Origin of the sequence: Actinoplanes sandaracinus, assembly GCF_030009775.1 — a bacterium.
In the GTDB taxonomy this organism is placed as follows: Bacteria; Actinomycetota; Actinomycetes; order Mycobacteriales; family Micromonosporaceae; genus Actinoplanes; species Actinoplanes sandaracinus.
Map to the genome: position 1 here is coordinate 112,703 of NZ_JASCTH010000013.1, position 12,335 is coordinate 125,037.

A 12,335-nucleotide genomic window follows, 5' to 3' on the forward strand; every position below is an offset into this window, starting at 1 on the left:
CGCCCGGAGACTCTTCTCATCCAGCGACGGTGAACCCGGCGTTCTTCAGGTCGTCGACGGTGGTCTTCTGGATGGTGGCGAGCGACTCGGTGAAGGCGGCCGCCTTCTTCGACTCGGCGGCCTTGCCGAAGGCGTCGTTGAACGCGCTGTAGGCGACGTTCACGTTCGGGCCGTAGGTGAACGGCGCCAGAGTCTTCGAGGCCTCGCCCGCGATGGTGTAGTAGTCCGGCTGGTCCGCGAAGAAGGAGGGCGGGCTGGTCAGAGCGCTGGTGGCGTCGTTGGCGGCCGGGTAGACGAAGGCCTCGGTAGCGAGCAGCCTCAGGGCCTCGGCGTCGCTGTTCAGCCAGGCCACGAATTGGGCGGCCTGCTTCTTGTGCTTCGACTGGGTCGTCACGCTGGTGGCCGAACCGCCCCAGGCGCCGGTCTTGGGTGCGGCGGCGTCCCACTGCGGCATGGGAGCGGCCTTCCACTTGCCCAAGGTGTCCTTCGCGGAGCCGTCCAGGACGCCCGGTGCCCACACGGCACTGACCCAGCCGACCTGCGTGCCGTCGTTGAGGGCGGCGTTCCACTCCGGGGTGTACATCGGCTTGTTGTCGACGACGCCCTTCTCGACCAGTCCACCCCAGTACGCCGCGACCTTCTGCGTGGCGGCGTCGTTGATGTCGACCGTCCAGGCGTCGCCCTTCACGCCCCACCAGGAGGCGCCGGCCTGCTGGGCGAGACCGGTGAACAGGCCCGCGTCGGTTGCCGAGAACGTGCCCAGGTACTGCTTCGGGTTCGCCTGGTGGATCTTCTCGGCGGCGGCCGCGTAGTCGTCCCAGGTCTTCGGGGCCCGCAGGCCATTCTGCTCGAAGACGTCGGAGCGGTAGAAGAACATCAGCGGGCCGGAGTCCTGCGGGACGCCGTAGACCGCCTCCGAGCCGAGGGTGACGCCGTTCCACGTACCGGCCGGGAATTTGCCCTTGACCGAGCCGACCTCGGCGGCGATGTCGGCCAGCGCGTCCGAGGAGACCAGGGTGGGGATCTTCTGGTACTCGGCCTGCATGATGTCCGGCGCGCCGGAACCCGCCTTGACCGCGGTCAGCAGCTTGGTGACGGCCGCGTCTCCGCCGTCCTGCTTGTTGACCGTGATCTGGATGTTCGGGTTCTTGGAGTTCCAGGCCGCGACGACCTTGTCCATGTTGGGGGTCCAGGACCAGTAGGTCAGCTCGACCTTCTCGGCGGGATCCGTAGCGCCCTTCGAGGAATCGGAGCTGCTGCTGCAGGCGGTGCCGGTGAACAAGGCCGCTGCGGTGAGAGCCGCCATCAACGGTGCGAATTTGGTCTTCATCGATCCTCCTTGATCGGCTTGGACGGGAACGCCGAAGCCGGGACGGACGCTGTGCCGGAAGCGTGTCGCTCAGCACAGCTCCTGTGACCGGTTACAGTGCTGGTGTTACGGCGTTGTGTCAAGCCCTTGCGTCTGACCCGTTACGCCTGTGTATCGTTCGGGCTCGCCGGCCTGTGACCGGTTACAGTCAAGTCGCAAGGAGCTGATCCATGTTGTGGCCCGAGCCGCTCTCCGTTCGCCACCAAGCCTGGGCGACTCCGCTGCGCCGGCCGCGGATGAGCAACGACGAGGACAAGCGGCCCGGCCTGTCGCTCACCAACCGCTACCTGAGCCGCGACGGCGTGCCGGTCATCCCGGTCTCCGGGGAACTGCATTACAGCCGGGTGCCCCGCGACCGGTGGGCCGAACGGCTGCGCCAGATGAAGGCCGGTGGCGTCACCGTGGTGGCCAGCTACGTCTTCTGGCTGCACCACTGTCCGGCACGGGGCGAGACCCGCTTCGACGGCAACCTCGACGTCGCCGCGTTCATCGACCTGGTCACCGAGACCGGCCTCGACATGGTGCTCAGGATCGGCCCGTGGTGCCACGGCGAGGCCCGTAACGGCGGCTTCCCCGACTGGGTGCAGCACGCCCCGGTCCGGCACCGCACCGACGACCCCGCGTATCTCGCGCTGGTCACCGAGTGGTTCGGGCAGATCGGCGCCGCCCTCGGTTCCTCCGGCGCGAAGCTGCTCGGCATCCAGCTGGAGAACGAGCTCTACGACCAGCCGCGGCACCTGGTCACGCTCAAGCGCCTGGCCCGCGAGGCCGGCATGGCCGCCCCCCTCTGGACCGCCACCGCCTGGGGCGGCGCCGACCTGCCGGCCGAGGAGGTCCTGCCCCTCTACGGCGGCTACGGCGACGGCTTCTGGGTCGACGCCGACGCACCGTGGGACCCGACCTTCCGGGACCACTACTTCTTCTCCCACGTCTGGGACGACCCGGGCATCGGCGCCGACGTGCGGCGTGCCCAGGCGATCGAGGCCGCCTCCGGTGGCCCGCGCACGCCGTCCGAGGAGTTCCCCGCAGCCACCTGCGAACTCGGCGGTGGCATGGCCACCGCGTACCACCGCCGCCCCCGCCCCGAGGCGCTCGACGTCGCCGCCATCGCCCACTGCAAGATCGGCAACGGCTCGGCCTGGCAGGGCTACTACATGTACGCCGGAGGCACCAACCCCGGCCCCGGCATGCAGGAGTCGCACGCGACCGGCTACCCCAACGACATCGCGCCTCTCGGCTACGACTTCCACGCTCCCGTCGGCGAGGCCGGCACACTCGCCCCCAGCCATGCCGAACTGCGCAGGCAGCACGCCTTCCTGTCCGCCTTCGGTCACCGGCTCGCGGAGATGCCGTCCAGCCTGCCCGACGTCCGCCCGGCCGGCGTCGAAGACTCCCAGACGCTCCGCTGGGCGCTGCGCGGCGACGGGGAGAGCGGCTTCCTCTTCATCTCCTGGCACCAGCCGCACGTCCCGTTGCCGGTCTGCCGTGACGTCCGCTTCCGGGTCTCCCTCGTCGGGCCCGTTGCCGCTTCGGCCGCTCCCGACGCTTCTTCCGGCGCTTCTGTCAGCGCCACCGCCGCCGCTGCTTCTGCCGCCGCTGCTTCCGCCGTTCGACCCGCCGTGATCGAGTTTCCCGCGCGGCCGATCGACATCCCGCCGGGGACCCTGGCCCGCTGGCCCCTCCACCTCACCGCCGGCGGCACCACCGTCACCTGGGCCACCGCCTCGGCTCTGACGCTGCTACCGGGAGACGTGCCCACCCTCGTCCTGGTGGCCGACCCCGGCATCGCCCCGGAACTCGCCGTGTCCGAAACCGTTCACGCCATCACGCCGGGCCTCACCCCTCTGCGCCTGGACGGCCTCGACGTGCTCGTCCTCCCCGCCGAGACGGCGGGTTCGCTGTGGGTCGCCGAGGACGGCGGCCGCCGCCTCTATCTCAGCGACGACGAGCTCCAGTGGGACGCCGCCGGTCAGCTCACCGTCAAAGCCTCGAAGACCGCGCGGGTACGGGTGTACGACCCGGCCGCTCGCACCTTCGCCGCCCTGGCCGTCCCCCAGCCGCAGGCCCCGGTCACCGAGCCGGTGACCGTCGAGCAGTTGCGTCCCGCCGCCGCCACGGTCCCGGTCAGCTACGGCAAACACGACGGCCGCCCGTCCGCCCCCAGCCCGGACGTCTTCGACGAACTGGCCGCCGTCTATCGTTTGCGCCTGCCCGGCTGGGCGGCCGACGAGTCCCGCGACCCGCTGCTGCGCATCCTCTGGGCCGGTGACGTCGGCGAACTCCGCATCGACGGCGACGCGGTCACCGACCGCTTCTGGGACGGCTCCGCCTGGTTGGTCAACCTGACCGACGCCGGTTACCGCGACGGAGCCCAGGTGACGCTGCACCTGCTGCCGATGGCCGCGGGTTCCCCGGTGTCCGTCCCCGACGACGCCCGCACCCGCCTGACCGCCACCGGCTCCCAGCTGTTGTCCCTGGACACGGTCGAGGTCATCGCCCGTACCACCGCCACGGTCACCCGCTGACCTGAGCGGGTGGTAGGGAGTGCGGCAGGAAAGGCCGCGCTCCCCGGGTGCCTACTCCGGGTGACGGCATTGTGCCGAGCTGAGGGACATCGACAGGATGGGATGGTGCCGAAGACTCTCAGCTACACGCAGGCAGTGCGAATCCTCGGAAGAGGACCGGGCGCCGAGTGGATGCGGCGGCTCAACGATCTGACCGGGGGAGTGCTGCTCGGTGCCACGACCACCCTGCCCGCCGTGTTGAGCTGGTTCGATGCTCATGCCGTGTTCGCAAAGCTGTCGCAGCAGCTCGCAGGGACGGTAGGGCAGCGGCTGACCGGAGCCCATCGCCTTGACCGTACCGAGCGAGTCGCCGCCGCCCATACGGTGATTGTGATCGCTGCATGGTTCGACGCACTCGGCGAGGCCGGTCTGCCCTTCGACACGACCACCGCTGAATTCACCTCCGGCGAACAGTTCCGGCTCGCCGGTTCGATGTCGATCGGCTCAGCGGCGGTGCGCGGGCGGGAGCTGGCTGGCACCGCGTTGCGGGCGAGTATCGATCTGCCCGAGCCGCATGGGCTTCAGAGCGAGCACCGTACGCGACTCCGCGCCACATATCGGCAGCTCTCCACATCGGCACGTGCGTTTCTGCGCGGCCTGGCCCTATGGGACGCGCTCGGCCCCGGCGAGGAGAGCCGGGTGGACCAGGTGCTGACGGATCTGCCGGAGATCGCCCTCGAGCGATACGAGCGAATGCTCATGGATCTCCGGTTGGAATGCCCCGAGGTCGACCTTTGGGCTCGAGGGTGGAGCGACACCGCGTTCGAGGAATCCGTCCGCGACCTACACGAATCCGTTCGTGACATGCGCGACCTGATGCGGCGCGTTGCGGGTTCAGCGGCTGGGGACGGCGTCCCGCTCGCCCTCTCCCAAGCCTATGCGGGCATGCTCGACCGTCCCATCGTCGGCTCCACGGAACGACCGACCCACCTGGACATGCCGACTCTGCGGGCGGCCTACCTGCCGTCGCTATTCCGGATCGCGGAGGCGGTGCCAGGCGAAGCGTCCGGCGAGGAGCAGTTTTGGACGGGCATGCCGGTTCGAGGGGACCTGCACGCCTTCCTCACCGGGTACCTCACCTCTCCCCGTGCGCAGGGCGCGCCGCTGGTGGTACTCGGCCATCCGGGCGCCGGGAAGTCAGTGCTCACCAAGGTGCTGGCGGCGGAATTGACCGAAGGAGGCTTCATCCCGGTCCGGGTGTCGCTGCGGGACGTGGACAGTTCTCTAGGGGTGCAACGCCAGATCGAACAGGCGATCCAGGACGCTACCGGCGAGTCGGTGACCTGGCCTCGCCTGGCCGAGGCTGCGGTCGGTCGGCTCCCTGTGGTCATGCTGGACGGCTTTGACGAGTTGCTTCAGGCAACGGCGACCAGCCAGAGCGACTACCTTCATCGGGTCGCCGAATTCCAACAACGTGAGCGGGACCTGGGCCGCGCTGTTGCGGTGGTGGTCACCACCCGCACCAGCGTCGCCGGCCGTGCGGTGCCCCCACCCGACACCCTGCTGCTTCGGCTGGAGCCCTTTGACACCGACCGTGTTGCCGCCTGGCTCACCGTCTGGCATGCGACGAATGAGCACCGTTTGGCCGGGCGTGGACTTCGTGCACTTCCCGCCTCGGTCGCTCTCCGCTTCCCGGATCTGGCGGGGCAACCGTTGTTGCTGCTGCTGCTTGCCCTTTACGACGCCGATGCCAATGATTTGCAGAACACAGTGGAGCTGTCCTCGAGCGAACTCTACGAGCGCCTCCTTGCGGGTTTCGCCCGTCGCGAGGTTCGTAAGGCCGCACCGCACCTGTCCGCGTCGCAGTGCGAAGCCGAGGTGGAGGTCGAACTGCGCCGCCTCTCGATCGTGGCATTCGCCATGCTCAACCGCTCCGCCCAGTGGGTGACCGAGCGGGACCTGGAGCGTGATCTCACGGCGGTCTTCGGTCCGATGCCAGGCGCTGCCGTCGGCGGGATCGGCGCAGCCGGTCTGCTCCTCGGCCGGTTCTTCTTCGTGCATCGGGCGCAGGCTGTCCGGGGCACCGAGATCCTTGCGACGTACGAGTTCCTGCACGCCACTTTCGGCGAGTATCTCGTCGCGCGCTTCACCTGGCAGCTACTTGGGGAAGCAGTGGTCCACCGGTCCATCACGGCGTCCCCTGCCGGGAAACCCGATGGCGGGCTGCTGGCCGGTCTTCTGTCATTCGTGACGCTCGCGGTGCGATCCCCGATCCTGCGTTTCCTAGGCGAATTCGCGGCAGCTCTGCCCGATGGACAGCGGGTGGAGTGGGCAGCCGCGATCGTCGACATGTATCGGCGCAGCGAGTTCCTCGATTGGGGCAGCACGGCCGGCGACTATCGGCCGGTGCTTGTGCGGATGCCGGCTCGATACGCGGCCCATACCGCGAACCTGGTTCTGTTGGCCGCCCTGTTAACCGAGAACCTGCTGTTCAGTGAGATGGTGGGACGGGCGCGGGATGCCGGCCGTAGGCATTGGCACGATCAGGCTCTGCTCTGGCACTCGCAGTTAAGGGTCGACGGCTGGAATCTGCTCACCGATGTTCTCGCGGCCGATCAATGCTGGAACGAGTCCGGTGACAAGGACGTTCGTCTTCGGGTCGCCGTCGATGGATCGGCGGTCTCCGAGACCGACCATCGCTGGCTGTTCAGCCCGTCGGGTCAGGAATCCGGTGAGCCGTTCACCTTCGGCTACGCGCCCACGGCATACTGCAGACCGGTCAGGCTGCACGCCTGCGACGTGGACGGCGTCCTTCTGAGCACTCTGGAGCCGGTGCTCGAATCGCCGCTCGCCCCGGCCTTGCAGATGTTCGCCGGTCACCTGTCGGAGACGTGTCCGTCAGCTCTCCAAGCGCTGTTCCGAGTTTGGCTGATCCCGGTCCTGAGTCTGGATGCGGAAGCCGCCCGCGCTGCCTATCTGGACTGTGCCTCATTCCGGCCGGAGGAGTTCCCGACCTGGGACCGGAGGTCGTACACCGCCTATCTGACGCAGTTGCTCGCGGCGTTTCGCTCGGATCTTCGGGTCCCGGGTGCTGTTGTCCTGGAGGTGATGGACATGCTCTTCGCGAAGTCGCTCGTCGAGGAGCCCATGGTGGAGGCGATCGCCTCCACCGCCGCATCAGTCCTGCATCGCGGTGTACCCGAAACCCGGACGGCCGCTCGCCTCCGGCACATCGCCCGACTGGCCGAGAGGATCGACGCCGACGGGAAGGCAGTGTTCCCTCTGGAGGACGAGTAGCCGGAACCGTCTCCCCGACGGACACAGCCCGTTGGATAACGGAAGCGTCATCAGCGGGGGTGGACGTCGTTACAGCTAGGGATGTCGCATAGTACTGTCCGTTTCATGGGCGATGATCGATCTTCGGCCCGTGCTGCGCAACGCCTGGCCGAGGCGGAGTCCAGCGCGCCCGCCGTGCACTACGACGACGAGGAGCGTCCCGCCCGTGAGCTGGGCGGCCGGATCGGCGCGGCCGTCTCGATCGCCGCCTTCGCCGTCGCGCTGCTGGTGCTCTGGCAGGTGTTCCGGCCGCTGTCCGAGGGCAGTCAGTACTACCTGATCATCTTTCTGGCCGGCACGCTGCCGCTCGTCTTCCTCGCGTACCGATCAGGCTGGGGTGAGGGGCGCCAGGCGCCCACCGTGGCCGACTGGGTCCTGGCCGCCGCCGCCCTCGTGGTCTGCCTCTATCCGGTCGCTGGCGGTTACAACGCCTTCCTGAACCGTCAGGGCCTGCTCGAACCGGCCGACATCGCCTTCGGCGCGGTGCTGCTGATCCTGGTGGTCGAGGCGTGCCGGCGTACGACCGGGTGGGCGCTGCCGGTGGTCTGCCTGCTCTTCCTCGCCTACGGCTACTACGGCGGCCTGCTGCCGCAGAGCTGGCCGATCGCCCACTCCGGACTCGACTTCGCGCAGATCGTCGACGCCCTCTACAACTCGGGCAGCGGCTTCTACGGCACACCGCTGGACGTCGCGGCCACCTACATCGTGCTGTTCACCATCTACGGCGCGGTGCTCGACCTGTCCGGCGCGAGCCGGTTCTTCGTCGACCTCTCGGTCGCCGCCTTCCGGCGATCACGCAGCGCGGCGGGACGCACGGCGGTCGCCGCCGGGTTCCTTCTGGGCACGGTCTCCGGCTCCGGTACGGCGACCGCCGTCAGTGTCGGCGCGGTGACCTGGCCGATGCTGCGCCGCGCCGGATATCCCGCCGAACAGGCCGGTGGCATGCTGGCCGCGGCCGGGGTCGGCGCGATCCTCTCCCCGCCCACCCTGGGCGCGGCCGCGTTCATCGTGGCCGAATACCTGAACGTCTCCTACCTGACCGTCCTCGGCTGGGCGATGATCCCGACCGCCCTCTACTACCTCGGCATCCTGCTGGCCGTGGAGATCGACGTGCGGCGGTTCGGGGTCCGCGCGATCGACACCCCCGACACGAGCGCGTGGCGTCTGCTCGGGCGCTTCGGCTACCACTTCTCGTCGCTGATCGTCATCGTCGTGCTCCTCGCCCTGGGCGAGAGTGCCACCCGCTCGGTCGTCTACGCGACGATCCTGGCCGCCGCGCTGTCCTTCCTGGACTCCTCGGCCCGCCTGACCCCGCCGCGGATCTTCGCGGCGCTGGCCGCCGGGGTCCGTGGCGTCCTGCCGGTGGTCGCCGTCTGCGCCGCCGCCGGCGTCATCACCGCGACCACCACCAAGACCGGCCTCGGCGCGCAACTGGCGTCCCTGCTGGTGAACGGCGCGAAGGCGATCACCGACGAACCGGTCGCGGTGCTCGCGCTGACCGTGGTGCTGGCCGCGTTCGCGCTCGCCCTGCTCGGCCTGGCGGTCCCGGTCACGGCCAGCTTCATCATCGGCTGGGTGATCATCGGCCCGGCGTTGCTGACGCTCGGCGTCCCGGCGCCGGCGGCCGCCATGTTCGTCTTCTACTACTCGGTGCTGTCCGAGGTCACGCCACCGACCGCCCTGGCCGCGGTGGGCGCGAGCGCGATCACCGGCGGCCGCACCATCCCCACCATGTGGCAGGCGCTCAAGTACGCGCTGCCGGCCTTCCTCGCCCCGATCGCCTTCGTCCTCACCGACAACGGGGAATACCTGCTGGCCCGCGGGCCGGTGCTCGGCGTCCTCTGGACCACGGTCGTGGCCGCGCTCGCGGTGCTCGGCCTGGCGATCGCGACCGGTGGCTGGGTGCTCGGCGTCGGTCCGGCCGGGCCGGTGAGCCGGGTGCTCGCCGGGGCGGCCGGGCTGCTGCTGCTCTACCTGCAGCCGGTCGCCGTCGCCGCGGGCATCGCCACGCTGCTGGTGGCCGTACTCCTCGCGGCTGTGGGAAAGCGGCGATCGCCGGGGCCGGGCGCAGTGCCGAAGGCCGAAGCCCTGCCTCTCCCGGAAGGGACACCGACCCCCCAGTAAGTCGCCCTTGCACCATCACCTTCCGCGGAGGATAGGCATGAGACGAATACTGAGTTTGGCGCTGGTCAGCGCGCTCGCGGCAGCCACCGCGGCGTGCGGCGGCCGGCAGAACACCGCCAGCACCGACGCCGGCGGTTCGGTCACCTGCGAGGTCGCCCAGGCGGCCCGTGTCGGCATCGCGACGGGCAACGCCACGGGCGTGTACTTCGCCCTCGGCAACGCCTTCGCCGAGCAGGTCAACTCCACCGGCAAGAACGTCCAGGCCACCGCGTCGGAGACCGGCGCCTCGGTGCAGAACATCCAGCAACTGGTGGCCGGCACCTACGACGTGGCGTTCTCGCTGGCCGACACCGCCGCCGACGCGGTGAACGGCACCGGCAGCTTCACCGCGAAGCAGCCGGTGGCGGCCCTCACCCGGATCCACACCAACTACACGCAGGTGATCGTCCGCAAGGCGGCCGGCATCAAGGACGTCGCCGGGATGAAGGGCAAACGGGTCTCCACCGGTTCCCCGAAGTCCGGCACCGAGGTCATCGCCACCCGTGTCCTGGCGGCCGCCGGCCTCAAACCGGACACCGACGTCCAGGCGCAGAAACTCGACCTCACCAAGACCGTCGACGGGATCAAGGACGGCACCGTCGACGCCCTGTTCTGGTCCGGCGGCCTGCCCACGCCCGGCATCACCGACCTGCTCACCACCAGCGCGGACCAGGTCGAGTTCCTGGACATCACACCGCTGCTGCCGGAGATGCAGAAGATCAACGAGGTCTACCAGGAGGGCGTCATCCCGGCCGCCACCTACAAGACCCCGGCCGACGTGAAGACCATCGTGGTCCCGAACTTCCTGCTGGTTCGCGACAACCTGGACCCGAACGTCGCCTGCGTGCTGACCAAGGCCCTCTTCGACCGCAAGCCGCAACTGGAACAGGCCAACGCGGCGGCCAAGGAGATCAACCTGCAGACGGCGCGTAAGACCGGTCCGGTCGCCGTCCACCGGGGCGCCGCCAAGGCCCTGGACGACCTGGGCGCCCCGAAGTAACCGATGCCGGGGAGGCCGATCCGGCGGCCTCCCCGCCATCTTCTTGCGGCCTTCGTGCAACCTGTCAGGGTGTTCGGCTCGTGTTTAGCGGGACCGACAGGATGGGGGGCCGGCGTGAGCGAGCTTGCGAGTGAATCATTCGGCACAGTTTCGAACTCATGGCGACGCCGGAGCGCGGCGGAGGCGGCGCCATGAGCGATCGCGACATCGCGTTCGCCGAGTACTTCGCGGCACGGTCGTCCGCCATGCGGGCGACGGCGTTCCTGCTGTGCGGCGACTGGCATCGAGCCGAGGACCTGGTGCAGACCACGTTCACCAAGCTCTATCTGCGGTGGAACCGGGTGCAGCGGCACGAGGCGCTCGACCCGTACGTCCGCAAGGCTCTGGTCTCGTCCTTCATCGATGAGGGTCGGTGGGGCTGGTGGCGGCGCGAACAACCGCACGAGGGCCGGATCGAGCGAGCGGCGGAACCGGAGCTCTCCGACGACCGGGTGACGTTGATGCGCGCGCTGGCACAGGTGCCGCCGCGGCAGCGGGCCGTGCTGGTGCTGCGTTACTGGCAGGACCTCTCGGTGGAGGACACCGCGGCGGCGCTCGGCTGCTCGCCCGGGACCGTCAAGAGCCAGGCGGCGCGCGGCCTCGACACGTTGCGCACGCTGGTCGCTCATCCCGTCACGGCCGACTGAGGGGATCCGGAGACCATGGACGAGAACGAACTTCGCGCCGCACTGCGTACCACCATCATGCTGAACCCGGAGCCGCCGCCGATGGAGTCGCGGACGGCGATCGCCGCCGGCCGCCGCGCGGCGCGACGGCGCAATCTGCTGGCCTGCGGCGGGGCCGCGACCGCGATCCTCGCCATCACGGTCGCCGCGATCCCCGGACAGGGCTACTTCAACGACGGGGGTACGGGCATCGCACCGGCTGCCGGGCCGTCGGGCGCCGTCGAGCCGTTCCCGACCCGCACTCCGGCCCCGCTCGGGAGCGTCGAGGTGCCGCCGGTGACGCCGTCGGGCGAGAAGACCGAGCCGTCGTGGCCGGCCGAGGCCAGCGGGGACGCGACCGCCGACAGCGGCGACCACTTCGACAAGGGCAAGGCGCTGCTGGCCGAGTTGGTGAAGCTGGCGCCGGACGGCTACACCCTGCCGGAGGGTTCCGTGGCGGACGGGATCGAGCTCCGTTCGCACCAGGCGACCATCGAGGGCGACCACTGGGCGTACATGACGGCGATCGCGCTCCGCAAAGGTGAGCGCACCGGGCAACTCCTGGTCGAGACGCGCGAGCCGGGCAACGGGCTGCCGTCCGACGTGTGCGAGGTCGCGCGGGCGTTCTGGGGACGAGGCGGTGCGTGCGCGAAGCGGACCGTGGGCGGCGCCGAGGTCGGTGTCGTCAGCGGCCCGGACGAGGCGTGGTCGGCGTACCGGCACTCCGACGGCACCGTGGTCTACGTGATGCAGTCGAAGGCCACCAGCTATGGCGACGTCACCGGTTTCACACCGCTGGAGAAGCTGCCGCTGAGCACCGCCGAGCTGGCCGAACTGGCGACCTCCGAAGCCTTCCGTTAATCGATTGCCGGGTGGTGAAGCCCCGGCCTAGCCTCGACCTCAGTTGATCGGCCGCTGAAGGAGAACAGCCGTGTTCTGTCGTTATCGCATCCCGGACCGGTAGTGCGGCTGAGGCCGTCAGCGAGTTCTTCTCCGCGCCGCCCGTCCCTTCTCCGAAGGGGCGGGCGGCGCTGTATGTCCATCACCTTGTGGGCGCGCCGACGTGGGAGAGTCGGGCCCGGCTGTAAACCGGGTGCCTCAGCGCTGAGCAGGTTCGAATCCTGTCGCCCGCACTGCCCGTTCGCCCGTCACCAACCCCGGCCGCATGCCCGAGTGGTGAGGGAACCGCCTGCAGAACCACCTCGCCGACCTGATCCGCAACCACCGCCACGCGGCCCGTGAGGACCTGGGCCAGCCGG

General features: G+C 69.6%; 7 protein-coding genes and 1 tRNA gene. 7 read left to right on the forward strand and 1 reads right to left on the reverse strand.

All coding sequences use genetic code 11. The annotated features are described in order from the left end of the window. Positions 1–16: 16 nt before the first annotated feature. Complete coding sequence (locus tag QLQ12_RS20755) at positions 17–1,330, reverse strand: ABC transporter substrate-binding protein (RefSeq protein WP_282761882.1); 1,314 nt, start codon at positions 1,328–1,330, stop codon at positions 17–19. A gap of 209 nt (positions 1,331–1,539) precedes the next feature. Here QLQ12_RS20755 and QLQ12_RS20760 point away from each other — a divergent pair, with 209 nt between their 5' ends. The 7 genes from QLQ12_RS20760 to QLQ12_RS20790 all read left to right on the forward strand — a co-directional run bounded on the left by QLQ12_RS20760 (position 1,540) and on the right by QLQ12_RS20790 (position 12,209). Next, the gene (locus QLQ12_RS20760; RefSeq protein ID WP_282761883.1) at positions 1,540–3,894 is read left to right on the forward strand and encodes a beta-galactosidase; all 2,355 of its coding nucleotides are present in this window, start codon (positions 1,540–1,542) and stop codon (positions 3,892–3,894) included. Between the two features lie 105 nt (positions 3,895–3,999). Next, positions 4,000–7,170 carry an NACHT domain-containing protein gene (locus tag QLQ12_RS20765; protein ID WP_282761884.1) on the forward strand — a complete coding sequence of 1,057 codons (3,171 nt, stop codon included), beginning with the start codon at positions 4,000–4,002 and terminating at the stop codon, positions 7,168–7,170. A gap of 105 nt (positions 7,171–7,275) precedes the next feature. Then, complete coding sequence (locus QLQ12_RS20770; RefSeq protein ID WP_282761885.1) at positions 7,276–9,333, forward strand: TRAP transporter permease; 2,058 nt, start codon at positions 7,276–7,278, stop codon at positions 9,331–9,333. A 37-nt stretch (positions 9,334–9,370) separates the two neighbouring features. After that, the gene (locus tag QLQ12_RS20775) at positions 9,371–10,372 is read left to right on the forward strand and encodes a TAXI family TRAP transporter solute-binding subunit (protein ID WP_282761886.1); all 1,002 of its coding nucleotides are present in this window, start codon (positions 9,371–9,373) and stop codon (positions 10,370–10,372) included. 191 nt (positions 10,373–10,563) lie between these two features. Beyond that, on the forward strand, positions 10,564–11,058 hold the full coding sequence (locus tag QLQ12_RS20780) for a SigE family RNA polymerase sigma factor (RefSeq protein ID WP_282761887.1): 495 nt from the start codon (positions 10,564–10,566) through the stop codon (positions 11,056–11,058). Positions 11,059–11,073: 15 nt separating this feature from the next. Continuing rightward, positions 11,074–11,937, forward strand: a complete 864-nt coding sequence (locus tag QLQ12_RS20785; protein ID WP_282761888.1) for a hypothetical protein — start codon at positions 11,074–11,076, stop codon at positions 11,935–11,937. Positions 11,938–12,125: 188 nt separating this feature from the next. Then, positions 12,126–12,209, forward strand: a tRNA-Tyr gene (locus QLQ12_RS20790). The last annotated feature ends 126 nt before the right edge of the window (positions 12,210–12,335 follow it).